This window comes from uncultured Maribacter sp. (assembly GCF_947495965.1).
Classification (GTDB): Bacteria; Bacteroidota; Bacteroidia; order Flavobacteriales; family Flavobacteriaceae; genus Maribacter_B.
This window is the reverse complement of sequence record NZ_CANMBB010000011.1, coordinates 46,954-73,389: the sequence shown is the minus strand read 5'-3', so window position 1 is coordinate 73,389 and position 26,436 is coordinate 46,954. Positions and strand designations below refer to the sequence as shown.

Genomic DNA, 26,436 nt, shown 5'->3' with positions numbered 1-26,436 from the left:
AGGCAACTCAAATTTTATTATTTATGTTTTATATCTTATTTAAAAAGAAGTTTAAAAGTACTTTCAAACAAGAGTTAAGAGTTATTAAAAAAAATACGTCAAGTAGTTTAGATAGGATATTGGCAGAATTAAGTATTTCTTTTTTTAAAGACTCTAAAAAAAGTAAAAGTTTAAAAAAAATAGAACCTAAAAAAAAATTAGAACCTTTGTCCGATGATTTAAAGCAGATTGCGGCTAATCAATTAGCATATTCTAAATTAATAGCATCTAAGGTAAATACTTTAAAGCCTAAAGATAAAACTAGAAAAATTGTTTTTGTAGTAGATTAATTTTTATTTTTTAACCAAGTATTAATAGTACCCATTCTTGGTTTGCTGAAATATAGTTGCCTAAAATTTTAAAGCCAATTGCGATATGCGCATTTAATGACCTTTTATTTTTAGAGTCAACTTCTGTAATAATATAATTATATTTTGGGATTAATGTGCGCTCCATTTCTTTGTATAAGTTTCTAAAAACTCCCTTTTTTCTGTAATTTTTAGCAATGCATATTTGCCCCATTACTATATAATTTTTTTGTTCAGGAAGTATCTCATTAATTTGGCTAAACATAGGTTTTAATAATTCTATTTTATCAGCAAATATGGGATGCATGGAGAGGGCATAGCCAATTATTTTTCCATTATGTTTTGCAATTGTATGTGCGCAAATAGTATTCATTTCCTCTAGAAGGTCTAAGGTATGAGATACGGATACAAAACCTTCTTTTATTTTTTCTTCTGTAGATAAATTATTAGGCAAGTTTAGTTTTTGAAGACCTAGTATTTGTTGTATTTCATTTTTAGTTTTTGTTTTACAGTATAATATATTCTCGCCCATCATTGATAAAATATTAAAAAAATAGATTATAGGATACAAATATAATATTCCTTAACATTACAATAACCTTGATAAAAGCAACCAAATTAGTTTTTGTTATCTATGTTTAAAGCGCTAATAATGACCAAACCATTTTTAACTATATTTTTTGTGTTATCTATTGCTTATAGTAATTACGCACAAGAAGAAATAGCATTACAATATTATAATCAATTTTCTACTAATATTAGTTATGCAACTTTAGGTAGTTTAGATATTAGTTATGAAAGAACTATTAGTAAGTATTTTACTGGAGGGGTAGGAGTTACCAGTTATAGTAATAGTCATAATGATTTAAATTTAGAAAAATACGATGGATATAGTGATTATAATGTAAATCTAGAAATAAATCCTTTTGTAAGATTATATGTTCATAGTACACAAAAAAGGAGTCTTTTCGTAGAGGTTTTAGGTTCTTATAATGAAGCAGAAGTGAATACAGGAAGACGTATTTCTAGATCAGTAAATAATTTAGGGTACGGTGTTTACACTTATGAATATGGTTCTAAAAAAATTGAAAATATAGGATTAGGAACAGGAGTTGGTTATAGGTTTTTACTACTTAAAAATAGATTAGTTTTAGAAGCGCAATTTGGCGTACGTACAAATTTAAAAGAGATATGGATTTATGATATTGGCTTGGTAAGAACAGGAATTAAAGCCGGATATCGTTTTTAAAAGAATAACGCTATGAAAAAATATATTGCATTATTAGGGGTTGGTCTAGGTGGTTTATTTTGGACACAATGTTCTCCTCCAGATGATGATTATATAAACTGGAGCACTATAGAATTAGAGGTAAAAAATGCTTTAAAAATAGAAAATAAAGAAAATTACATTGTAGGAGACACTCTTTTCTTTGCGCTAAATTTTAGTAGATATTTACCAGAAGAAGGGCAATCTACAGATTTGGATGTATATGAAACTTCAGGAGTAAATAAATTTACATACGGATTTGGAATGTTAAAATACTCTTCATTTTCAGATAGTTATCAAAGCGTTAGTATTGATGAAAAGTACTTATTGTCAGAAAAAGGAAGTGTTAATTACGCTGGTCAAGTATTTACAATATTAAATTCTGATACAAATATGTATGAATCTAGAATAGGAATTATTTTAGTGGAAGAAGGGGAGTATCAATTAGATTTTAGTTATTTAACTTTGTATAGCGATTATAACCCTGATAAACCTTCTATAGGGATAGAACATATTATTACAGAAGACCAACCACTGGTATTAAACTTTACAGTATCTAAATAAAAAAAATACAATTTCAGTGTTTTAAAATGTGTTTTGTAAAGGTAAAAGATATTAAATTTGGGGTATGCGTAATTTCCCCTCTATTTTAAGTAAAAAACTAAAAAAAAGGAAGCAAGAAGGAGCTCTTCGGAGTTTGCCTGTTTCTAGTAATTTGGTAGATTTTTCTTCTAATGATTATTTGGGTTTTGCAACAAACGAAACGTTATACGCAAATACATTTCAACTTTTATTGAATAAGGGAGTTTCTCATAATGGAGCAACAGGTTCTAGATTAATTTCAGGAAATCATAATCTGTATCTAGATTTAGAGACCGATTTAGCTTTGTTCTTTAAATCGGATAGTGCCTTAGTTTTTAATTCTGGTTACGACGCTAATTTGGGTTTTTTTAGCGCTATTCCACAAAGAGGAGATATTATTTTGTTTGACGCTTTAATACATGCCAGTATTCGCGACGGTATTTTATTAAGTAATGCCAAGAGTTATAAGTTTAATCATAATAGTATAGTAGATTTAGAGGAGAAAATTAATCAGGCTACTCAAAAAGATTTTAATGGAGAAATTTATATTGTAACCGAATCTATTTTTTCTATGGATGGAGACTCTCCGGATATAGATACACTAATTAAATTTTCAAAAAAAAATGGTTTTCATTTAATAATAGATGAAGCTCATGCTGTTGGTATTTTTGGAGCTCAAGGAGAAGGGTTAGTACAGCAGAATAAAGCATATAAAGATGTTTTTGCTAGGATAGTAACTTTTGGAAAAGCCTTTGGTAGTCATGGTGCTGCTGTTTTAGGAAGCGAACATTTAAAAGAATATCTAGTAAATTTTTCTAGAAGTTTTATTTATACTACTGCATTGCCTCCCCATACTGTAGCGACAATTACAGCTGCGGTTAAATTTGTAACCAATGAAGACGGTGAAAAGGCGAGAAAGGATTTAATAGAAAAGATAGAATTATTTAATAAGAAGGTTAAAGATTTAAAACTTCAAGATTTATTTATACCTAGTAATTCGGCAATACAATCTTGTCTTATTCCAGGAAACGGAAAGGTTAAAAAAGTAGCAGAAAAATTACAAGAAAAAGGGTTTAATGTAAAAGCTATTTTAGCACCTACAGTTCAAGAAGGCCAAGAAAGACTTCGTTTTTGTATACATTCGCATAACTCTAAAGAAGAGATTGGACTAGTTCTTCAAATTTTGGCAAGCTTTATTAAATAACATGGAAGATAAATTTTATATTCTAGGCTCTTTTGAGTTTGCCGCAGATGTGCAAATAATTAAAGGAAAATTAGAATCCGAAGGTATTCCAGTGTTTTTAAGAGATGAAAACACCTTAAATTCAGACCCTTTAATAAGTAATGCCATAGGGGGGGTAAAGCTACAAGTATATACAAAAGATAAAGAACGCGCCTTAAAAGTATATAACGAGATAAGAGCATATGCTATAGATGTAAACGGAAACCCTATAGAGTGTCCAAACTGCAAAGCAAAAAAGTCTGAGGTTTTTTATAAGAGAGATTCTATACTTTATAAGTTGTTTCCCTTTTTTGAAAAAAGAAAATACAAATGCCTTAATTGTGGTATAATAACAAAGCCAGAATAGTATGCAAAAAATATTTGTAACAGGAATTTCTACAGAAGTAGGTAAAACCGTAGCTTCTGCAATTTGTGTAGAAGCCTTAGAGGCAGATTATTGGAAACCTGTACAAGCAGGAGAATTAGAAGATTCTGATAGTCATAAAATAAAAAAATTTATATCTAATTCTAAAACAAAGATTTTCCCTAATAGTTACGCACTTAAAACTCCTATGAGTCCGCATGCAGCGGCAGAAATAGATGGTGTTTTGATTAATTTAAAAGAGATAAAAGAGCCAAAAACAAGTAATCATTTAGTTATTGAAGGCGCTGGAGGACTATTAGTTCCTTTAAATGATACGGACACAATACTAGATATTATAAAACCAGATTATAAGATTATTGTAGTTTCAAGACATTATCTAGGAAGTATAAACCATACTTTATTAACCTTACAGGCTTTGCAAAGTAAAGGTATTAAGAATATTGCTTTGGTTTTTAGTGGAAATGAACTTAAAACCACTGAAGAAATAATCTTAAGAAAAACTGGAATACCAGTAATTGGTAGAATTAATGAAGAGGATAAGTTTACTAAAGAAGTAATTAAAAAATATGCTAATTTATTTAAAGCTAATTTAGTATTTTAAGAAAAGAGCTACTCTAGTTTTATTAAATTTAATTCTTCTTTCTTTATTGTAAAAGTATAAATAGGGAGTAAGTTTTTCTCTAAATCAATAGTTCTAAGTATATAAAACCCTTTTTTGTCTATACTTTTTATTTTATTTACTCTAGTACCTTGCATTTCTAAATATGCTGCAGTTTTATAAAAATCAAATGGAATTTCTTTATGTTCTTTAATAGTTTCTTGTGAAAGCAGATAAATAGGATTTTGTTTAGTAATTAAGGCAATTTCTTTAGCTTGTTTTTTGTAGAGACCACTGGAAGATTTTACTGCCTTTATAGGAAAAACTATAGAAGAATAGGCGAGTCTAGTAACCATAAAAAAACTAATAATGAAAAGGTTTTTATTCCACGGATTGGTAGTTTTTATAGCAATTATTAGGCAGGTAAAAAGAAGCAATCCAAAACCAATAGATAAGCTAGTTAAATTAGGGTTAACTTTTAAATAGGAAATAAAAGGCAATACAAATATAGCTACGCAAATAATAATCATGATTACTTTTAGTATTGTATAATAGGTAGTAAGAAGAGTACTTTTTTTTGAAAAATGAAAAGTAAAAATATAAACCAAAACACTAATAACCATTGGGTAAAACATATAGGTGTAACGCATACGAGCCCCTGCAGATATCCAATATATAATAAAATTAAAAAAGAAAGCCAATACTAAAAAATAGATGTATTTGTGATTTTTAATTTTTGCTATAGCCTTTTTATTAAAAATAAATAATAATAATAAAGTAGCAGGAAAAAGGTTGCCTACTAAATTTAAGGGGAATGTAAAAAGGTGTTTTATTAAACCTAAAATAGGATTGTTTCCAGATGCACTTGTTTTGTTTTGAGTTAAACTCCACATATCTAAGATATAAGTATATACATCTTCTTGTAAACTATAGAAATAAAAATAAGTGACTATAGCTCCAATAGACAAACAAAAAGAAAGAATGTGAGCAAAAGAAAATAGCTTTATAAATTTACGTTTATAGATAAAATAGGTAAGTAACGTAATGCCAACAAAAACTAATGCTACCACTCCTTTTGTAAAAAAACCTAGGGTGCCAAAAAAATACGTACTTAAAAAAAGCAAGTACATATTTTCTTTTTCATAAAAATAAAAAACACTAAGAATACTAAGTAAAATTAGTAAGGAAAAGAAAATATCTATCTCTGCAATAGTAGAAAAGAAAAAATATAAGTCTGCAGAAATTAGATAAAAGAAAGCACTAAGTATTCCAAATTTAATAGAAACGTACTTTTTTCCATTAAAAAAAATTAAAATTCCTGTTAGTAGTAAGGATAAAGCACATGGAAAACGAAAAGCAAATTCAGATTCTGAGCCAAATACTTTAGCACTTGCTGCTAAAACAATATTCCATAAAGGAGGATGGTCATACCAGGTTTCATTAAAAATGGTAGTTACCATAAAATTATTATGAAAAAGCATTTCTAAGGCAACTAAAATTCTTCTAGGTTCTTCTAAAATTAGCGGAACATAATTTAGATTTAGAAATATAGAAAAGGTATACAAAACAAAAAGACACAGAGATAGCTTTAAGTATAATTTATCCGAATTTATAACCTTAAAAAAAATGTTTTTATTCATCTTTGCAAGATAGATAAAATAATGAAGGCGAAAAATCTATCAGAAAGAGATAAAAAGCATTTGTGGCACCCGCTAACGCAACACAAATTGCATTCCAGTATGTTAGCAATAACAAAAGCAAAAGACGCTTTATTGTATGATGAGGAAGGAAAAGAATATATAGACGGTATAGCTTCATGGTACACCTGTATGTATGGGCACTGTAATGATTACATTGTAGAAAAGGCATACAAGCAAATGCAAACATTAGACCAGGTGGTTTTTAGTGGTTTTACCCATGAACCAGCGGTGCTTTTATCAGAAGCATTAATAAAGATATTGCCAGAGAATCAGGAAAAATTATTTTTGTCTGATAATGGTTCTACTTCTACAGAAATAGGGATTAAAATGGCTTTGCAATACCATTTTAATCAGGGGAATAAACGTCCAGTAATGCTTGCTTTTGAAGACGGATTTCATGGAGATACTTTTGGCTCCATGTCGGTTTCTAGTCTTTCTGTTTATAATGGTCCATTCGAAGATTTTTTTATTGAGGTAGAGCGTATTCCAGTACCAACAGTAGAAAATATAGATACCATTATTTTAAATTTACAAGCTAGATTAAAAAAAGCAGATATAGCAGGTTTTATTTATGAGCCATTAGTACAAGGAGCTGCAGCAATGAAAATGCATGATGCAGACGGGTTAAATAAAATATTAACCGTCTTAAAACAGCATAATGTAATTACCATTGCAGATGAGGTAATGACAGGTTTTGGTAAAACAGGTAAGAACTTTGCATCGGATTATATATCTGTAAAACCAGATGTTATATGCATGTCTAAAGCACTTACTGCTGGTTTAGTTCCTATGGCAATTACTAGTTGTACGCAAAAGGTATATGATGCTTTTTATAGTGATGACATTGCAAAAGGATTGTTTCATGGGCATACCTATACAGCAAACCCAATAGCATGTACAGCTGCTTTAGCAGGGATAGAATTGTTGCAATCAGATAAAATGCAAAAAAACATAAATCGCATAATTGCATCGCATCAAAAGTTTAATGAGGAAATAAAAGACCATCCAAAAGTTGCTAATACCAGACAATGTGGAATTATTTTTGCATTAGACTTAGCTATTAAAATGGAGCGTTACGGTAACTTAAGAGATAAATTATTTAAACATTTTATGGATAATGGGGTGTTTTTACGACCTCTAGGGAATACTATTTATATATTAGCACCTTATGTAGTTTCTGAGGCACAAATGCAGAAAATATATAGTACTATTAAAAGTACTTTAGAAATTGTTTGATACGTATTAGTTTTGATAAAACCTATTTCCATAACCGCAATTGGCTCTATTTCTCCACTTGGAGATTCTTTAGAAGAAGTCTGGGCAAATTATAAAAAGCAGCAGCATTTTTTTCAAAAGAAGAGTTTTGATAGTTGCGAAGAATGGGTAGCAAGTTTATCTAAAAAAAGTATTGCTGAAATAGAAACATTAAAGCAGTCCGATTCTAAATATAAAAACTTAGATAACACCGTACTTTTTGCTTTGTTGGCATCTAGAAAAGCCATAAAAATGGCACAATGGAATGCACAAGATAACTTTGGGATAAATATGGGTTCTTCCAGAGGAGCAACTGCTTTATTTGAGAAATACCATCAAGAGTTTTTAGAAGAAAGCAAAGCATCAACTTTAAGTTCTCCAACAACAACTTTAGGTAATATTTCTTCATGGTTAGCACATGATTTGCAAACCCAAGGGCCAGAAATATCGCATTCTATAACTTGTTCCACAGCGTTACATGCACTTCTTAATGGAGTGGCTTGGATACAAAGTGGTATGGTAAATAAATTTATGGTTGGTGGTAGTGAGGCGCCACTAACTCCTTTTACTATTGCTCAAATGAAAGCCTTAAAAATATACTCTAATAGTAAAGAAGAGTATCCGTGTTTAGCTCTAGATTTACAAAAATCTAGAAATACTATGATTTTGGGCGAAGGCGCTTCTGTTGCTTGTTTGGAAGAAGGAATAAAAGAAAATTCATTAGCAACTATATTAGGAGTTGGTTATGCCACAGAGATTTTAAAACATAATATTTCTATATCATCCGATGCGGAATGTTTTCAGCGTTCCATGAAAATGGCATTAGGAGGTAGTAACCCAGAGGATGTAGATGTAATTGTTATGCATGCACCTGGAACTATAAAAGGAGATTTATCAGAATTTAAAGCCATAGAAAAAGTTTTTTGTAACAAAACCCCTTCGTTGACTACTAATAAGTGGAAAGTAGGGCATACTTTTGGAGCATCAGGAGCTTTAAGTCTAGAATTTGCAGTCTTAATGTTACTAAATCAAGAGTTTATAGGTGTCCCATTTGTAGAAAGTTACACCCCATCAAAAATTAAAAAAATAATGGTAAACGCTGTTGGTTTTGGTGGTAATGCGGTTTCTGTTTTACTTTCTAAATAAGAGGGATTTTTCTTATCCTTTTTTTAAAAAATAGTCTATCTTGGATTTTTAACCTAAACACTAAAATTTATGGAAGAATGGTTTGTTGCGCTTACACTTTTTGAAAAAGTTTATTGGGTTATTGCAGGAATATCATCGGTAATTTTTATCATACTACTTATAATGACTATAGTAGGTGGAGATACGGAAGGAATAGATGGCGATGTAGATGCAGATATTGATGGGGATACTGGAATAGGGTTTCAATTTTTAAGTTTTAAAAACTTAATGGGATTTCTTACCATTTTTGGGTGGTCAGGAATATCTTGTTTAGATGCTGGTTTGTCTAAGCCTCTTACCATAACTGTATCTATTTTTTGTGGTTTACTAATGATGTTTGCCATGGCGTCTATATTTTATTATTTAGGAAAGTTGCAGAGTAGCGGTACTTTACAACTTAAAAATGCACTAAATCAAATAGGAGAAGTGTATTTAACAGTAGGGAGCAAACGCTCTAAAATAGGAAAAGTAAGTATTACAGTACAGGGTTCTTTAAGAGAACTAGAAGCTTTAACAGAAGAAGATAGAGACCTAGTACAGGGAGATGTTGTTAAAGTAAAAGAAGTTACCAAAAACGGAATATTAATTGTTGAACTATTAAATAAATAACCATATGCTATTAGTACCATTACAATTAGGAGGAAGCCCAGCCTTAATTACCATAGGTTTTGCAGTGCTTTTTTTCTTTATCATTATTATTTCTTTTATACGCAGATATAAGCGTTGTCCATCCGATAGAATTTTAGTTGTCTACGGGAAAGTAGGCTCTGGGAGTTCTGCAAAATGTGTGCATGGTGGTGCAGCATTTATTTGGCCCGTAATTCAGGACTATGAATTTTTAGATTTAACACCTATTTCTATAGAAGTTAATTTGGTAAATGCTCTGAGTAAGCAAAATATTAGGGTAAACGTACCTTCAAGATTTACCATTGGGGTTTCTACAGAACCAGGAATTATGCAAAATGCTGCAGAGCGTTTGTTAGGATTAAATCAAGATAATATTCAAGATTTAGCGCAAGAAATTATTTTTGGTCAGTTACGTTTGGTGGTTGCTTCTATGGATATTGAAGAAATTAATTCGGATAGAGATAAGTTCTTAACCAATATATCTAAAAGTGTAGAGTCCGAATTAAAGAAAGTGGGTCTTAAATTAATCAACGTAAACATTACAGATATTGTAGATGAGTCTGGTTACATTGAGGCTCTTGGTAAGGAAGCTGCAGCGCATGCAATAAATGCAGCGCGTAAATCTGTTGCAGAGAAAACAAGAGATGGTTCTATTGGGGAGGCAAATGCGGTACAGGATGAAAGAACACAAGTAGCAGCAGCAAATGCGCAAGCGGTAGAAGGGGAAAACCTTGCGAAAATTAATGTAGCAAATTCCGATTCTTTACGTAGACAACGAGAGGCAGAAGCAGAAAGAACAGCAATTGCAGCAGAAAAAGTACAGTCTGCAAAAGCTTTAGAAGAATCTTATGCTGCAGAAAAAGATGCTGAAATTGCAAGAGCAGAAAGAGAAAGAAGCTCGCAAATGGCAGATATTGTAGTGCCTGCAGAAATTGATAAAAGAAAAGTAGAGATTGATGCAGAAGCAGATGCAGAGAGAATACGTAGAAGAGCAAAAGGAGAGGCAGATGCTATACTTTTTAAAGCACAAGCAGAAGCAAAAGGTTTGTATGAAGTATTAACAAAGCAAGCTGCCGGTTTAGATCAGATTGTAAAGGCTGCTGGAGATAATCCTAAAGATGCAGTTTTATTATTAGTGGCAGATAAATTACCTGAGCTAGTAAAAACACAAGCAGAAGCAATTAAGAATATTAAGATTGATAAAGTTACGGTTTGGGATTCTGGAGCAAAATCTGCAGATGGTAAAGGGTCTACGGCGAACTTTATTTCAGGAATGTACAAATCAGTACCACCACTTCAAGAAATGTTTAATATGGCTGGTATGCAATTGCCAGAATATTTAAAAGGCAAAGATGCTGTAGATTTTGAAGATAATACGGAAGAAATTAAAGGAGATAGTAAAGAAAAGTAATTTTTTTCTTCTTTTTTTAATAAGAAAGACCTGTTATATGTAAAAGTATAATGGGTCTTTCTTTTTTTTTGAAATTCCTTTCTTGGGATATGAACCTTAAATAGATTATTTTTGATTAGTATTATAAAAACGTCTATTGGTATGAGTAAAGTGAGACATGATTGGACTAAGGAAGAGATTTTAGAAATTTATAACAGACCTTTAATGGAGCTGTTGTATGATGCTGCTACAATACACCGTAAGCAACATAACCCTAATGAAATTCAAGTTTCAACATTACTTTCTATAAAAACAGGAGGTTGTTCAGAAGATTGTGGGTATTGTCCGCAAGCTGCTAGATACCATACAGATATTGATGGGAACGACTTAATGTCTGTTTCGCAAGTTAAGGCACAAGCATTACGTGCAAAATCCTCTGGTAGCTCAAGAGTTTGTATGGGTGCCGCTTGGCGTAATGTTAAAGACGGGCCAGAATTTGACCAAGTGTTAGAAATGGTACGTACCATAAATAAATTAGATATGGAAGTTTGCTGTACTTTAGGTATGGTAACAGAAAACCAAGCTAAACGATTATCAGAAGCTGGTTTATACGCTTACAACCATAACTTAGATACTTCAGAAGATTATTATAAAGATGTAATTTCTACCCGTGCTTTTGAAGATAGAATAGATACTATAGAAAATGTTCGTAAAACCAATGTAACCGTTTGTAGTGGTGGTATTATAGGCATGGGCGAAAAGTTAGAAGATAGAGCAGGAATGTTAGTAGCACTTTCTTCTTTAAATCCGCAACCAGAATCTACTCCTATTAATGCTTTAGTAGCTGTAGAAGGTACACCAATGGAAGATATTAAGCCTATTGAAATATGGGAAATGATACGTATGGTAGCTACTACAAGAATTGTTTTACCAGAAACCCAAGTTAGGCTTTCTGCAGGAAGAACTCAAATGAGTAGAGAAGGGCAGGCTATGTGTTTCTTTGCAGGAGCAAATTCTATTTTTGCTGGAGATAAATTATTAACTACACCTAATCCTGATGTTAATGAAGACATGGAAATGTTTAAAACATTAGGTTTAAATCCACAGCAACCATTTAAAAAATCTGCGCAACCAAAAACGGTAGAAGCAGAAGATTCTAAATTATGTGGTTTAGGAGAAAAACCAAAATGGACTAGACCAGAACATAAAATAGAACGTAACGAAGCTGCTAAGGCAAAAGCAAAGGCTTAATCTTTTATTAAGAGTTTATTTTCAAGGCGTACGCTACTCTAAATACAAAATGTATTTATTGGAAGCATACTCCTATTTCTTTTAAATAAGTTCTTTAAGTTTTTCATAAACTAAATGGCTTTCCCAACCGCGGTAAAGCAAGTAGTCTGCAAGCTTCTTTTTCCTTTGTTGAATGTTAGTTTCTCTAATTTGAGAGAGTCTTTTTTTGGCTAAAATATCGAAGGTTTCTATATAGTCTTCTTGTTCAATTTCTTTAAGGGCAATGGTTATATTGTATTTCGTTATCTGTCTTTGCTTAAGCTCATTTACTATTCTATTTTTCCCCCATTTTTTAATGCGAAATTTTCCACGAGCAAAGCTTTTGGCAAAGCGTTCTTCGTTAAGATAATTCTCTTGAATAAGATGTCCGATGATTTGATTGGTAGCTTCTGGAATCATTCCCATATCCCTTAATTTAGTTTCTACTTCTCTGTGGCAACGATCTTGGTAAGCACAAAAACTCTCTAATTTTTTTGTGGCCTCCGTAAGAGTATAAAATTTAGTACTGTTGTTCATGTATTGTAGAGTAAAAAAAAGCTAAAGATGTTAAAAATTAGTTTTACATTGTTACTTATCCATAAAGGTAGAATTTTTATATATAATTTATGTTTAAGATTGTTTTTAATAAACATTTAAGAGGCCTTCTTACTATAGTTATTTTTTATGTAACTAGTAATATTCAATCTCAAACTTTCAAACGCGTCGAAAGCATAGCTGGTTTTGAGCTTTTAAGCAAGAATAACGGTGCAGCCGTAGCAGATTATGATGGAGATTTAGATTTAGACATTTTTGTAGTAGCAAGTGATGAGGACGAGGCAGGGAATACAAGTACCTTGAGTAAACTTTATAGAAATAATAATGATGGAACTTTTACTAATGTTACTACTGGGGCTGGACTAAGTAATGTATTAGTGTTTGAACGAACGGGCGAATTTTTTGTAGGCTTAAAAGGGTTTAAATTTGGTGCTTCTTGGGGAGATTATAATAATGATGGTTTTCCAGATTTATTTTTAACGCACCTAAACATAGTACAGCTTTTTAGAAACCAGGGTAATGGTACTTTTTCTGAAGTTACTAATGAGTCTGGAATTACGTTTACTAATGGGTGTAATAATACTGGGGCAACATGGGTTGATTATGATAACGACGGGTTTTTGGACTTGTTCATTGCAGATTGGAATAAGTGTGAAGGAAATACCCTTTATAAAAACAACGGAGATGAAACTTTTACTAACGTTACAAATGTTACTGGTATAGCCAATCTCCCCAGCTTAGAAAGCTTTACATTGTCTCCTTTTGATTTTAATAATGATGGTTGGCAAGATTTTTATATTGCTAATGACCTTGATCAAGGTAATAGATTATTCATTAGTAATGGAGGGGTTAATTTTTCGGAACAAGCTAGTACGTATAACTTAGATAGCATGCTAGATAATATGGGTATAGCTATTGGAGATGTAAATAACGATGGTAATTTTGATTTTTTTACTACTGGTATTAGCGAGAATCATTTTTTTGTAAATCAAGGTACTAATAACTTTATTGAACAAGCTAGTGTTTTTGGTGTAGGAGACACTGATTGGGCATGGGGAACCACATTTGGGGATTTTGATTTGGATGGAGACGAAGATTTAATGGTTGTAAACGGATTCATAAATACAGGACCACAACCTAATTTTTATTTTAAGAACCTGTTAAAAGAAAATGGAAGTAGCTTTCGAAATTTTTCTGCAGAATTGGGTTTAAACGAAAATAGTATTAGCGTTGAGGTGATAGATTTTGATTTTGATTTGGATGGAGATTTAGATCTTTTTATAACCAATTCAGACCGAGAGCCTTTCTTTTATGAAAATAAAATAGCGGAAAATAATGCATCCAATTTAAAATGGTTTCAATTACAACTTCAAGGAACTACATCAAATAGAGATGCATTGGGTACAAAAGTAACTGTAGTTACAGATGAGGGTAGTATTGTTAGATATTATAATGGGGTTGGTTTTTTATCTCAAAGCTTAAAGCCTCTTCATTTTGGTTTAAATGAAAGTAGTATAATTAATGAGTTAATTATTAATTGGCCTTCAGGTTTGATAGAACGACATCAAAATATTGAAGTCAATAGGTTTGTAAGAGCAACAGAAGGACAAGGTTTGGAAGTCTTAAATATTTCTCCAAGTGTAAAACTAACAGGTTGTACCGATCCTAATGCGTGTAATTATAATCCCTTAGCAGTAAGTAGTGATGGTAGCTGTGAGTATTACGCATCTGAGAATAATGTAGCAGGATCCGCATCATCTGGTTTTAATGCTCTGGAGACTTATACATTTAGTTCGGATGCAAATGTGAAGGCAAATTGGCAGGTCGAAGGTGGGGAACTTATAAGTGGGCAAGGAACTAATGCCATTACTGTAAAATGGGGTTTAGGTGCAGTTGGTAGAGTAATAGCTATAGAACAGTCCAATATATGTGCAAGCGAGCCTAGAGAATTAAACGTAAATCTTTCTATTTCTAATATTTCTATGAATGTATCCGTAGCAAGAATTTGGAATGAAGCATTACTTGCTGCTATTAGAAACGATTTTGCTAGACCCACAGTACATGCTAGAAATTTGTTTCATACTTCAGTTGCTCTATATGATTGTTGGGCAATTTACGATGAAATGGCTCGACCTTATTTGATCGGCAATACGGTTAATGATTTTAGTAGTGATTTAGAAATATTTGAATCTGTTGAAGAAAAAAAAGAAGCCCAGGAAAAAGCAATGAGTTATGCTGCCTATCGTATACTTAGTCATAGGTTTAAAAACTCACCAAATAAGGAAGAAAGTTTAGCACTATTTGATTTTGTGATGAATGATTTGGGGTATGATGTTAATAACACTAGTACAGAATATACCTCAGGAGAAGCAGCGGCTTTGGGAAATTATGTAGCGGAAGTAATTATTGACTACGGAAATACCGATGGGTCGCGAGAAGCAACTGCCTATGATAATGCATTTTATCAACCTGTAAATATGCCTTTGACGTTAAGTGTCTCTGAAGAAAATAATACTATTACAGATGCAAACCGCTGGCAGCCTTTATCTTTTAACGCATTTATTGATCAAAGTGGAAACTTAATTCGGGGAGAAACTCCAGAATTTTTAAGTCCAGAATGGGGGCAAATACATTCCTTTGCATTATCTGATGATGATAAAACGGTTTTCAATAGAAATGGTAATAATTATACGGTGTATCATGATCCGGGGGCTCCTCCATTATTAGACACCCAAAATGCAACTGCATCAAGTGATTTGTACAAATGGAATTTCTCTTTAGTATCTATATGGAGTTCTCATTTAGATCCAACAGATGGTGTTTTATGGGATATATCTCCCAAGAGTATAGGTAACATAAACATTAGTATGTTTCCTAGCTCTTTTGATGAATATCCTAATTTTTATAAAGAAATTGATGGTGGTGACGTTAGTATAGGTCGTTCAGTGAACCCAAAAACAGGAGAGGCTTATGAAGAGCAAATTGTACCGAGAGCAGATTACGCTAGAGTACTTGCAGAGTTTTGGGCAGACGGTCCAGATTCTGAAACACCACCGGGACATTGGTTCACGATACTTAATTATGTAAATGATCATGAGTTATTTGAGCGTAAGTTTAATGGACAAGGAGAGGAATTAAATCCTTTAGAATGGGATGTTAAAGCCTATTTTATTTTAGCTGGAGCTATGCATGATGCAGCAATAACTGCATGGGGTATTAAAGGATGGTATGATTATATAAGGCCAATTTCGGCGATTAGGTATATGAGTTCCTTAGGGCAAAGTACGGATCAAAATTTACCCAATTACCACGTGGGCGGGATACCTTTAAAAGAAGGTTATATAGAAGTGGTAGAAATAGGAGATGAATTAAGTGGTTCTAATAACGAAAACGTTGGTGAAATAAAAGTTTTTGCCTGGCGTGGACATAATTTTATTGATAATATTAGCTCAGATGTTGCTGGTGTAGGTTGGATTTTGGCTAAAAACTGGTTTCCATACCAAAGGCCCTCTTTTGTAACTCCGCCATTTGCAGGGTATTTATCGGGTCATTCTACCTATTCTAGAGCTGCAGCCGAAGTAATGACCTTAATTACGGGAGACGAATATTTCCCTGGAGGATTGGGAGAATTTGTAGCAAAGAAAGATGAGTTTTTGGTATTTGAAAACGGACCTTCGGTTGATGTAACCTTACAATGGGCTACATACAGAGATGCTTCTGATCAAACAAGTTTGTCTCGAATTTGGGGTGGAATACACCCTCCGGCTGATGATATCTTGGGAAGAATAATAGGAGAAAAGGTGGGAGTGGATGCCTATAATTTTGCGTTGCCTTATTTTTCTGGAAAAAATCCAATAAACCCAACGAATTCAAAAGAGTATATTCTATATCCTAACCCAATAATTAATGATGAAATTAATATAATAAATACAGAGGCAACAGACAACTTTGTATTGTTTGACGCTATAGGACGTAAAATTATAATTAGAGATAAATTTTTTAATGAATCTTCAAGCGTAACTACACTTCTGCTTCCAAAATTGGCGACTGGTTTATACATTTTAAAGGTGAATAAAGAGGGCTTTTTAATTGCGAAGAATAATTAATATTAAGTTTTTTGTATAAAAAAAGCGACCCACATTGCTGAAGGTCGCTTAAATTTTAAATAGCCATTATGACTTAATATATGGTTTTGCCGTCTTTATTTTTAAAACGGTACTCTAAATACGTATACGCATCTCGAGGTTGTATTTTAATCCATCTTTTGTGTTCTAAAAACCACTTAAAACGTATAGATGGGAAACCTTGTGTAAGGTATGCTGCTATAAAAGGGTGTATATTTAGTGTTATACTATTATTTTTTGCAGGGCCTTTTAAGAGTTTCTCTAAAGCAAAGTTTATTTTGTCTATTAAAACAATTGGAGCTTCTACTTCCTTTCCAGATTGGTTAGGATCTTCCTCTGTTGTTTTAATGTTCATTTCTGGGCGTACTCTTTGTCTGGTAATTTGGATAAGACCAAATTTACTTGGTGGCAAAATTTTATGTTTTGCACGATCATCCTTCATTTCGTCTCTAAGGTGATCAAAAAGTTTTTTACGATGTGGCGCTTTAACCATATCAATAAAATCTACCACAATAATACCTCCCATGTCTCGCAAGCGTAATTGTCTTGCAATTTCTGATGCTGCTAAAAGATTTACTTCTAAAGCTGTGTCTTCTTGATTTTTAGCTTTATTAGATCTATTGCCACTGTTAACATCTACAACGTGTAGTGCCTCTGTATGTTCTATAATTAAATAGGCTCCTTTACTCATAGAAGCAGTTCGGCCAAAAGACGTTTTTATTTGCCTTTCAATACCAAACTTTTCAAAAATAGGTACACTAGATGCATGCTGTTTTACAATAGATTCTTTAGCAGGTGCAATTTCTTGAACGTAATCTTTAATTTGTTCATAAAGCGTTTCATCATCAACATGAATACCTGTAAAGGAATCGTTAAATATGTCTCTAAGTATAGAAGATGCTCTAGTAAGCTCTACTAATACTTTGGATGGTGTTGGTGCTTTATATAATTTTTTACACATTGCTGACCATTTGTTCAGCAAGTTTTCTAAATCTTTGTCTAATTCTGCTACTTTTTTGCCTTCGGCAACTGTACGGATAATTACTCCAAATCCTTTAGGCTTAATACTTCGTACTAGCCTTTTAAGTCTGTCTTTTTCTTCTGAACTCGCAATTTTCTGTGATACAGATACACGATCAGAAAAAGGTACCATTACTAAATATCGCCCAGCAATTGATAGCTCTGAACTTATTCTTGGTCCTTTAGTGGATATTGGTTCCTTTACAATTTGTACTAATATTGATTGGTTGGCTTTAATAACATCTGTTATTGCTCCATTTTTATCAATATCTTTTTCGGTTGGAAAATTTTTAAGGGAATAATCTTGAAGTTTCCCTGTGCTTACTTGTTTTGTGAATTTAAGCATAGAAGCTAACTGCGGTCCAAGGTCATGATAATGCAAAAAAGCATCTTTTTCATACCCTACATTTACAAATGCAGCATTAAGACCAGTAACTGGTTTTCTAATTTTGGCAATAAAAATATCGCCAACAGAAAAATCGTTATTATCTTCTTCTTTGTGTAATTCTGTAAGTTTTCCATCCTTAAGTAAAGCAAAGTCAACGGAATCAGAACTTGATCTTACGATTAATTCTCTATTCACCTGAATTTATTTAAGGTTAATCTGTAATATACAGATTAATAGTTTATATAATACCAAAAACAGGTTATATATAACCCGCCGAAATCATCTGACTTCTATGTCAATGAACGTATTTAAAAAGAAAAAGTAGTTTTTAAAACTACTTTTTCTTGTGTCTGTTAGCTCTCCTACGCTTTTTGCGTTTGTGAGTAGCTACCTTATGTCTTTTTCTTTTCTTACCGCTCGGCATAAAATTCTACTTTTAGGTTATTTTTCTATTTAACTTGTACATTACTCTTAACACCTTCTACAAAAACCTTTGCAGGTTTAAATGCAGGGATATTATGAGCAGGTATTTTTATTGTTGTGTTCTTAGATATATTTCTTCCAGTTTTTTCAGCTCTAGTTTTAATAATAAAACTTCCAAAACCTCTTAAGTAAACATTATCTCCACTTTCTAAAGAAGTCTTTACTTCTTCCATAAAAGATTCAACTGTTGCCTGTACATCTCCTTTTTCAATTCCCAGTTTATCTGAGATTTTCGATACAATTTCCGCTTTCGTCATCTTGAATTTTAGATTTTCTGTATGTTTTTTCGGGATGCAAATATATAAATTAAATTGAATCTTTCACCCTAAAGAACTAATTTTAAGTATTTAAACTACTACTTTTATATTTAACTCTAATTGAACATGTTGTTTTCGCATAAAATTTTACACTGGTATGCCCAAAATAAAAGGACTTTACCATGGCGTACCACAAGAGATCCGTATAAAATTTGGTTGTCTGAAGTTATCTTACAACAAACAAAAGTAGCACAAGGAACGCCGTATTATTTAAAATTTACAGATACTTTTCCTACAATACAGGATTTGGCGAATGTGCCGCAAGAGAAAGTTTTAAAACTTTGGCAAGGTTTAGGCTATTATTCTAGAGCAAGAAATTTACATGAAGCAGCTAAATTTATTGTTTCTAATTTGGATGGAAAATTTCCGGAGAGCTATAAGGAATTAATTAAATTAAAAGGAATTGGAGATTATACTGCAAGTGCAATTGCATCTATCTGTTTTAATGCGCAAGAAGCAGTTGTAGATGGTAATGTATATAGAGTTCTTTCTAGATATTTTGGTATAGATATTCCTATTAATAGTACAGAGGGAATTAAATATTTTAAAAAATTAGCAGTAGAACTGTTAGATAAGGAAAATACTAGAGATTATAATCAAGGAATTATGGAATTTGGAGCTATACAGTGTACTCCTAAAAACCCGGATTGTATTTCTTGTCCTTTAAAAGATGGTTGTGTTGCTTTGGAAAAAGACTTGATAAGTGGTTTGCCTATTAAAATAAAAAAGACTAAAATAAAAAAACGATACTTTAATTATATTATTCCTATCATTAAAGATAGTTTTACAGTACTTAACCAAAGAACAGGAAAAGGAATTTGGCAGGGTTTATGGGAATTTCCATTAATAGAGCTGCCAAAAGAAGCTAGTTTAAATGAGGTAGAAAAGGAAGCAACTACCTTATTAAATATAAATGCATCTTTGCATGTTTATAAGGATGTTGCAGTAGTGCATAAATTATCTCACCAACATTTATATACAAAATTTTGGATTTTAGAAACAACGCAGGAGATAGATAATATGGTTACAATAGAAGAACTAGAAAAATATCCTGTACCAGTTTTAATTGCAGATTTTATTAAAACCTATAAATTTTAGTACTTTTGATTATTAGATAAAAATTATGAGCGGAACATTAAATAAAGTAATGCTAATTGGGCATTTAGGAGATGAGGTAAAAATGCACTATTTTGAAGGTGGAAACAGTATAGGGCGTTTTCCTATTGCAACAAATGAAACCTATACGAATAAGCAAACTGGAGAAAAAGTTACAAATACAGATTGGCACAATGTTGTTGTTCGTAATAAAGCTGCAGAAATATGCGAAAAGTATTTAAGTAAAGGAGATAAGGTATATGTAGAAGGCCGTTTAAAAAACCGTCAGTGGCAAGGAGAAGATGGCAATACTAGATATACTACGGAAGTTCATGTACAAGATTTTACTTTTTTGTCTACCAAGAAAGAAAGTATGGCAAATGCTAAGAGCCAACCACAGCAACAAGCTGCACAACCCTCTAAGCCAACGCCGCAACAACCAGCGCAGTCTGCTGCTCCCCAAGAAGACGATGATTTACCTTTTTAAACTCTAAATAGTAACAATTGGATCCTGACCCCCTTAGTTTAGTACTAAGTTTTGTTATAATGGATAGTGCTTTTATTATTAAAGTAGCTATTCTTATACTTTTATTAGTTTGTTCTGCCCTTATTTCTGGAGCAGAAGTAGCTTTTTTTGGACTTTCTCAAACAGATGTAAAGGACATTGAAGAAGAAAAAACAAACAAAGGTAATTTGGTTGTAAAACTACTTAGTAAACCAAAAAAATTATTAGCTACCATACTAATAGCCAATAATGCTATAAATATAGGAGTAGTTTTATTATTTAATGTTCTTGGTGATAATTTATTTGCAAATATTACTACGGTAATTTTTGGAATTGTTTCTGTTCGTTTTTTATTAGAGGTAGTTGTAGCTACATTTTTAATTTTAATGTTTGGAGAAATTTTGCCAAAGGTCTATGCCAACAGGAATAAAAAAAGCTTCTCGGAATTTATGGTTTATCCTTTAAAGGTTTTAGATGTGTTATTTTCTCCTTTAAGTTTACCCATGCGTTATGGCACTGTATTTTTATATAATAAACTTGGCAAAGAAAAATCTAGTTTAAGTGTAGATCATTTATCCCAAGCATTAGAGCTTACATCAGACGGTGATACAACAAAAGAAGAGCAAAAAATTTTAGAAGGAATAGTATCTTTTGGTAATACAGATACTAAACAAGTTATGTGCCCAAGGATAGATATTTTTGCTTTAGATGAGAAAATGAAATTTCTAGAAGTTTTAGAAGAAATTAAAACACATGGGTATTCTAGAATTCCTGTTTTTTCGGAAAACATGGATAATGTGCTAGGGGTGCTATATGTAAAAGACTTATTACCATATTTAGACCGTAAAACTTTTAATTGGTTATCCTTAATGCGAGATCCTTTTTTTGTTCCTGAAAATAAAAAATTAGACGATTTGTTATTGGAGTTTCAAGAAAAGAAAAATCATTTAGCAGTTGTGGTAGATGAGTATGGGGGAACTTCTGGTATAGTTACATTAGAAGATATAATAGAAGAAATTGTAGGGGATATTAGTGATGAGTTTGATGATGAAGATTTAATTTATTCTAAGTTAGATGAGTATAATTATGTTTTTGATGGCAAAACGGCCTTAAAAGATTTTTATAGAGTTATAAAACTTGAAGATGAAGACTTCTTTGAAGAAGAAAAAGGAGAATCGGAAACTATAGCAGGTTTTGTTTTAGAAATAGCAGGTAATTTTCCTAAAAAAGGAGAGCTAGTAAAATTTAAGGACTATAAATTTGTTGTAGAAAGTTTAGATAAAAAAAGATTAAAACAAATAAAAGTAACCCTGCCACATGATTCTTAAATATAGCTTTAGTGTATTAATATTGCTAATTTGTTTGGTAAGTTGTCAAGAAAAAGAACCTCTGCCTAAACCTAAAGCGCAATTGCGTTTAGAGTATGTTTTAGGTAATAATAAAAAGGTAGAGACTAGTAATTTTGAATTTCTTTATAATGATAATGCGTTAATAGATAAAAAGAAAGATAATTCTTTTGTTATTTCTTATCCTGAGATGAAAGGAGCAATTTTTATTAGCTATAAAAAAGTAGATAACAATTTAAGTAAATTAATTACGGATGCGGAAAGGCTTAGTTATGAGCATGCAGTAAAGGCAGATGGTATTCATCCGCAAGTATTTAGTAACCCAGAAAAAAAGGTACATGGTGTTTTGTTTGAGGTTGTTGGTAATGCAGCATCACAATCTCAGTTTTTTGCTACTGATAGTACAAAACATTTTATTACGGGTTCTTTATATTTTTATACAAAACCAAATTATGATTCTATTTATCCTGCAGCAGCATATTTAAAGGAAGATATAGGAAAAATAATGGAAAGCCTAAAATGGAAAGATTGAAGTTCTTATTTTTTAAGTAAGGCCTCTGCATTAGCAATACTAGTATGTATTAAATTTGCAACTTCTTTAACACTCTCTTCTTCTTCATTTAATAAGTTTTGTTTTTCGGCAGTTAACTCTTTTCCATTAAGAATTTCGTCAGAATCAAATTTAGAACCAAAACCTTGCATCCAATCCATCATAGATTTATTGGCATTTTGCAAATCTATCATAGCCTTTTCATATTGCATACCTGTTTCGGTAGAATCTATCATAGGTTTTAAAGTACTAACTAGTTTTCCTAGTTCACCCATTTTAGGCATAACCTCATCATGAATGGCCATTACTTGCTGCATTTGAGTTGGTTGGGCAGCCGCCTTTTTTTCTTCTTTACAAGAGGTAAGAGTGTACGTTGCAATTGCAATTAGAACAAGTATATATTTTTTCATGGTTAGGATAGTTATTTTGTATAACATAATAAAGCTGTTTCAAAGATACAAAACAGCTTTATTCCTTTCTTTATGAATTGTAAAGCATTCATAGAAATTTTAAAATTCATTTTTTATGATAAGCTTAAAGCTACTTTTCTTTTTCTAAAAAATCCTACAATAGAAATTAAAATTAGACTAATACCAAATAAGGGGAATACTATAGATAATATGATTAATACTGTAATAATGCCATAACCAACATTAAATTTTTTAGGCACTTTAGGAATACTCCAACTGCCTTTTCTTTTCCTTTTTATATAAGAAACTACAGCAGAAGTGCTGGCTGTAAATAATGCGAAAGCAGTAAACAGCATGAGCCACCAGTTCCAAGCGCCAAATTGCCCTTGATGAAAAGCCATAAGCCACATTCTTCCTCGCATAAGAATACCAACATCTTTCCAAGTGTTTTCGTGAATTAGTTTTCCGCTATACTGGTCAAAATGTAATTTTTTTTGTGCGCTTAAATTAGAAAATAATTCATTGGATACACTATAGACTCCTTCTTTACCTTGAGGAAGTTCTATTGATACTTTGCCTTCTAATTGTAGTGCTTTTGCTCTAATTACCATAGCATCAAGGCTAAGCGGAGCTCCTCCAGTAACGCTAGATTTAAAGCTACGCCCTTGCCATGTTGCAGGGTATCCGGTATTAGTTACTTCTTGTAGCCATTTAAAATTAGCACCAAAAACATCAGTCCATGGAAAACCACCAGCTAAAGTAAGTAGTAAAAGACCAGATACCCAGAAGCTAAAAATTACATGTAAATCTCTAAAGAGAATTTGTTTTCCTTGGTTAATTCTAGGAATAAAAAAGCCTTTTAAGCTCCAATCTCTAGAAGGCCACCAAACATAAAGACCAGTAATAATAAGAACAACCATCCAACTGGCAATGAGTTCTACAATTTTAGTGCCCCATTTACCTAATAATAACTCGCCATGTATTTTTCTTATTTTATACATTAAAGTGTTTTTAGGTACAATTTCACCCGAAACATTTCCTTGGTATGGGTTAACATAAAGTGTGGTTTTTCCTCCAAATTTACCAGACACAAATTCTGTTGCTTGGTTTTTGTATTGTGGAATAACCATAGCGTTTGGTTTTTTTATTGCTTTTTTATTTGCAATCTCTAATTGTTCCTGAAAATTTATTGGAGAGCCTTTTACTTCTACCTGTGTAATATTCTTTTGTCTTGGAATTTCATAATTTGCTTTTAATAAATATATAAAACCAGTAATAGCTAGTATTATAACAAAAGGGGCAGAAATTAATCCCGCAATTACATGCCACTTCCAAAGCCACTTATTTAATAAATCATTTTTTTTCATTTCTTTGATTTTAAAAAATGGGGTGTTAAAACTAACGCCCCATAGATAAATTAAAAGGAGTATTTTATTCCTCCGTGGAAAGCTCTTGGATTTCCAATTATATAACTGTTCTCACCTCTAAATCTATTGTAAGAAGCTCTAACAGAGTATAAATCATCAAAGATGTTTAGGGCATGTGCCCAGATTTCAAATTTTTTGTAGCCATACGTTGCTTTTAGGTTTATGATGTTGTGTCCATCATAGGTGGCAGTACTAAAAGTTCCATCTTGATTATCAATTTGGCCTTCAAAACTAGTATTGTATTTGCCAACTAATTCATGTTCGGCAGCTATTTTAAAATTTTTAAAGTATGATGGTTTGTAGGTTATTGTAGACATGCCTAATAGTTTTGGTGCAGTCTCCATAGGTGTGTTAGAATAATCTGTTCCCCTTTCAAAAAAGCTAATATATTTATGGTTGGTATAACTACCATTATAGCTTAATGTAATTTCTTTTGTGGCATTAAATGTTATTCCATATTCTATTCCCATGGATCGTGTTTTTCCTGCATTGGCATTGTAGAAAAGATCATTAGGGTCTCTAAGTGTTATTAATGTATTTTTTCCTTTTAATATATACAAAGCTGCATCTAACTTCCAAGTATTATTTTTAAAGTAACCACCAACTTCATAGTTGTTATAATCGCTTGGTTTTAAATCAAAAATTTCTCCGCCAATATCTACAAGGCTGTTTCTGTATAAATCAGAAGTTTGGGGCGGAGTAAAACCATTAGAATAGTTTGCATAAATACCCCCAGTGTTAGAAAAGTTAAAGTTTGCGCCTAATTTAGGGGAAATGTTATTGTATTCCGATTTTGTGTCCTGAGCTCCAGCTTGCCCGTCTATACGGTTATTATAATCATACGTAAATTTGTCATAACGTAAAGCAGCAGTGATTTTTAAATCTTTAATAGGTGAAATTTCATATTGGAAATAACCAGCGTAGTTTAAAATATCTGCTTCGTAGTTTAAAATATAATCGTTAGAATTTTTGGAGTAGCTAAGGTTTTGCCCTGTAGTAGGGTCTACCGTAATACTTATGTTTTCGGCTACATAGTCTTGAGGAGATAAATCTGCAAAACCACCAACAATTAATGAAGAATTAAGAAAATTAAAATCTATTTTATGTTGTATTAATCCTACATAACTAACAAATTGATCCGAGTTTGTCTCTCCGGAAGCAAAACCAGTTAATTGTCTGTTATCATCTCTAAATTGACGAACTCTGTAAGATGGTATTTGGTCCATCCTATTGTCTCTGTATATAAAGTTGAATGATGTTTTGTTGTTATCATTCCAATATTTATCCAAAGTGCTTCTATATCTAAAAGCAAGAGCAACCCTTTCTGTAAAAGTTTGGTCACTTTCATAATTACCACCCAGATAATCAGATTCACTTAAAGAACCCGTCATATCTGTCCTGAAATCTACTAAAGTAATGGCATTTGTCCATTTTAGAGTTTCAGAAAAATCATTAATAGTTTTAAAAGTAATCGCAAACTTTTCATAATCGCTATGTTCAATTGGTCCATTTTCTCTAAAAATATAGTGTGTACCAACATAAAAGCCAAAATTTTTGGAGTTATGGTTAGATATTTCAGCTTCGTATTTTTTAACGCCCATATCATTTGCTTGGAAGCCAATACTACCATGTAATCCGGGTTTAGGATTTTTGGTTAAAAAGTTAAAACTACCACCAATAGATTCGCTTCCGTATATGCTTGATGCGGGCCCTTTTAAAACTTCAACCCTTTCAAAAGAAGTGTTATTCATTTCTAATAAGGCATTGTGATTAAACACAGCTGTTGGCCTAATAGGAAGGCCGTCTTCTACATATAAGAATAAAGATTTTGTAGAAATAGGAGAGCGAACAGACATAAAGTGAACCTCATTACTAGACGCCTTAGAGGTAGCCATAAAAACCCCAGGAACTTGGTTAACAATTTGCTCAATACCAAAGGGTTTTGTTTCTTTTATATTCTGAGCACTAATAACCGAAATAGCTGCTGGTACTTCCTTTCTTTTTTGTTGTTCTCTGCTGGCAGATATTACAACTTCTTCTAGTGATTCTTCTGATGTTTGAAGTTGTATTACATTTAATTCAGAAGTAAGAATTATAGAAGCATCTTTATATCCAATATAACTAACAGTAACCTCGGAGTTGTCTTTTAATGTAATTGAAAAATCTCCTTTTTTATTTGTTGATGTTCCTTTTTTTGTTGTGGAGATTATTGTTGCTCCATATAACGCTTCATTATTTTCGCCTACTACTTTTCCTTTATATGTATTTTGAGCATATGTTAATGAGCTTATTGCTAAAACAAGCAATAATGTACTAATTTTTTTCATTTGTGAGATTGTTAAAGTTTAAGTGACAGCTGTTTTGCTCTCACTCAAATTTTTAAAATAGAA

General features: G+C 32.0%; 24 protein-coding genes. 16 read left to right on the top strand and 8 right to left on the bottom strand.

Translation table 11 applies throughout. The features are described 5' to 3' along the window. Positions 1–23: 23 nt before the first annotated feature. On the top strand, positions 24–329 hold the full coding sequence (locus Q0820_RS16335; protein WP_298489267.1) for a hypothetical protein: 306 nt from the start codon (positions 24–26) through the stop codon (positions 327–329). Between the two features lie 10 nt (positions 330–339). Here Q0820_RS16335 and Q0820_RS16330 read toward each other — a convergent pair whose 3' ends face one another. Continuing rightward, complete coding sequence (locus Q0820_RS16330; RefSeq protein ID WP_298489265.1) at positions 340–879, bottom strand: GNAT family N-acetyltransferase; 540 nt, start codon at positions 877–879, stop codon at positions 340–342. Positions 880–999: 120 nt separating this feature from the next. Between Q0820_RS16330 and Q0820_RS16325 the strand changes: the two genes are divergently transcribed. The 5 genes from Q0820_RS16325 to bioD all read left to right on the top strand — a co-directional run bounded on the left by Q0820_RS16325 (position 1,000) and on the right by bioD (position 4,404). After that, positions 1,000–1,596 (top strand): hypothetical protein, encoded by a 597-nt coding sequence (locus Q0820_RS16325; protein ID WP_298489263.1) that lies wholly within the window; start codon positions 1,000–1,002, stop codon positions 1,594–1,596. A 12-nt stretch (positions 1,597–1,608) separates the two neighbouring features. Continuing rightward, complete coding sequence (locus Q0820_RS16320; protein ID WP_298489261.1) at positions 1,609–2,178, top strand: hypothetical protein; 570 nt, start codon at positions 1,609–1,611, stop codon at positions 2,176–2,178. 64 nt (positions 2,179–2,242) lie between these two features. Next, the gene (locus Q0820_RS16315; protein ID WP_298489259.1) at positions 2,243–3,400 is read left to right on the top strand and encodes a pyridoxal phosphate-dependent aminotransferase family protein; all 1,158 of its coding nucleotides are present in this window, start codon (positions 2,243–2,245) and stop codon (positions 3,398–3,400) included. Between the two features lies 1 nt (position 3,401). Then, positions 3,402–3,785: a DUF2007 domain-containing protein gene (locus Q0820_RS16310; RefSeq protein ID WP_298489257.1), complete on the top strand. Its 384-nt coding sequence runs from the start codon at positions 3,402–3,404 to the stop codon at positions 3,783–3,785. Position 3,786: 1 nt separating this feature from the next. Then, a complete protein-coding gene (gene bioD / locus Q0820_RS16305; protein ID WP_298489255.1) occupies positions 3,787–4,404 on the top strand; it encodes a dethiobiotin synthase in 618 nt (205 codons plus the stop codon). An 8-nt stretch (positions 4,405–4,412) separates the two neighbouring features. Here bioD and Q0820_RS16300 read toward each other — a convergent pair whose 3' ends face one another. Then, on the bottom strand, positions 4,413–6,041 hold the full coding sequence (locus Q0820_RS16300; protein ID WP_298489253.1) for a glycosyltransferase family 39 protein: 1,629 nt from the start codon (positions 6,039–6,041) through the stop codon (positions 4,413–4,415). A 21-nt stretch (positions 6,042–6,062) separates the two neighbouring features. Between Q0820_RS16300 and bioA the strand changes: the two genes are divergently transcribed. The 5 genes from bioA (at position 6,063) to bioB (ending at position 11,808) form a co-directional block, all read left to right on the top strand. Next, complete coding sequence (bioA, locus tag Q0820_RS16295) at positions 6,063–7,337, top strand: adenosylmethionine--8-amino-7-oxononanoate transaminase (RefSeq protein WP_298489251.1); 1,275 nt, start codon at positions 6,063–6,065, stop codon at positions 7,335–7,337. 12 nt (positions 7,338–7,349) lie between these two features. After that, positions 7,350–8,501, top strand: a complete 1,152-nt coding sequence (locus tag Q0820_RS16290; RefSeq protein WP_298489249.1) for a beta-ketoacyl synthase N-terminal-like domain-containing protein — start codon at positions 7,350–7,352, stop codon at positions 8,499–8,501. Between the two features lie 69 nt (positions 8,502–8,570). Further along, complete coding sequence (locus Q0820_RS16285; RefSeq protein WP_298489247.1) at positions 8,571–9,149, top strand: hypothetical protein; 579 nt, start codon at positions 8,571–8,573, stop codon at positions 9,147–9,149. A 4-nt stretch (positions 9,150–9,153) separates the two neighbouring features. Then, entirely contained in the window at positions 9,154–10,578 is a 1,425-nt protein-coding gene (locus Q0820_RS16280; RefSeq protein WP_298489245.1) for a flotillin family protein, read from the top strand. A gap of 141 nt (positions 10,579–10,719) precedes the next feature. Next, complete coding sequence (bioB, locus tag Q0820_RS16275; RefSeq protein ID WP_298489243.1) at positions 10,720–11,808, top strand: biotin synthase BioB; 1,089 nt, start codon at positions 10,720–10,722, stop codon at positions 11,806–11,808. A gap of 81 nt (positions 11,809–11,889) precedes the next feature. Here the strand turns inward: bioB and Q0820_RS16270 are convergent, their stop codons facing one another. Continuing rightward, the gene (locus tag Q0820_RS16270; protein WP_298489242.1) at positions 11,890–12,363 is read right to left on the bottom strand and encodes a regulatory protein RecX; all 474 of its coding nucleotides are present in this window, start codon (positions 12,361–12,363) and stop codon (positions 11,890–11,892) included. 89 nt (positions 12,364–12,452) lie between these two features. On the opposite strand from Q0820_RS16270, the gene Q0820_RS16265 reads away from it, so the two are divergent. Next, positions 12,453–16,487 carry an FG-GAP-like repeat-containing protein gene (locus Q0820_RS16265; protein WP_298489241.1) on the top strand — a complete coding sequence of 1,345 codons (4,035 nt, stop codon included), beginning with the start codon at positions 12,453–12,455 and terminating at the stop codon, positions 16,485–16,487. A gap of 73 nt (positions 16,488–16,560) precedes the next feature. Here Q0820_RS16265 and Q0820_RS16260 read toward each other — a convergent pair whose 3' ends face one another. Next, positions 16,561–18,108 (bottom strand): Rne/Rng family ribonuclease, encoded by a 1,548-nt coding sequence (locus tag Q0820_RS16260; protein WP_298489239.1) that lies wholly within the window; start codon positions 18,106–18,108, stop codon positions 16,561–16,563. Between the two features lie 254 nt (positions 18,109–18,362). After that, positions 18,363–18,653, bottom strand: a complete 291-nt coding sequence (locus tag Q0820_RS16255; protein WP_013306152.1) for an HU family DNA-binding protein — start codon at positions 18,651–18,653, stop codon at positions 18,363–18,365. Positions 18,654–18,779: 126 nt separating this feature from the next. Here Q0820_RS16255 and mutY point away from each other — a divergent pair, with 126 nt between their 5' ends. The 4 genes from mutY to gldD are packed head-to-tail and all read left to right on the top strand — an operon-like array spanning position 18,780 to position 22,191. Next, positions 18,780–19,811 carry an A/G-specific adenine glycosylase gene (mutY, locus tag Q0820_RS16250; protein ID WP_298489237.1) on the top strand — a complete coding sequence of 344 codons (1,032 nt, stop codon included), beginning with the start codon at positions 18,780–18,782 and terminating at the stop codon, positions 19,809–19,811. Positions 19,812–19,836: 25 nt separating this feature from the next. Beyond that, a complete protein-coding gene (gene ssb / locus Q0820_RS16245; RefSeq protein ID WP_121064815.1) occupies positions 19,837–20,295 on the top strand; it encodes a single-stranded DNA-binding protein in 459 nt (152 codons plus the stop codon). Positions 20,296–20,312: 17 nt separating this feature from the next. Continuing rightward, a complete protein-coding gene (gldE, locus tag Q0820_RS16240; RefSeq protein WP_298489235.1) occupies positions 20,313–21,641 on the top strand; it encodes a gliding motility-associated protein GldE in 1,329 nt (442 codons plus the stop codon). Continuing rightward, on the top strand, positions 21,631–22,191 hold the full coding sequence (gene gldD / locus Q0820_RS16235; protein ID WP_298489233.1) for a gliding motility lipoprotein GldD: 561 nt from the start codon (positions 21,631–21,633) through the stop codon (positions 22,189–22,191). The genes gldE and gldD overlap by 11 nt, the downstream gene beginning before the upstream one ends. A gap of 5 nt (positions 22,192–22,196) precedes the next feature. Here gldD and Q0820_RS16230 read toward each other — a convergent pair whose 3' ends face one another. The 3 genes from Q0820_RS16230 to Q0820_RS16220 form a co-directional block, all read right to left on the bottom strand. Next, on the bottom strand, positions 22,197–22,619 hold the full coding sequence (locus tag Q0820_RS16230; RefSeq protein ID WP_298489231.1) for a hypothetical protein: 423 nt from the start codon (positions 22,617–22,619) through the stop codon (positions 22,197–22,199). 113 nt (positions 22,620–22,732) lie between these two features. Further along, the gene (locus Q0820_RS16225) at positions 22,733–23,986 is read right to left on the bottom strand and encodes a PepSY domain-containing protein (protein ID WP_298489229.1); all 1,254 of its coding nucleotides are present in this window, start codon (positions 23,984–23,986) and stop codon (positions 22,733–22,735) included. A 50-nt stretch (positions 23,987–24,036) separates the two neighbouring features. Next, positions 24,037–26,373, bottom strand: a complete 2,337-nt coding sequence (locus Q0820_RS16220) for a TonB-dependent receptor (RefSeq protein WP_298489228.1) — start codon at positions 26,371–26,373, stop codon at positions 24,037–24,039. Between the last annotated feature and the right edge of the window lie 63 nt (positions 26,374–26,436).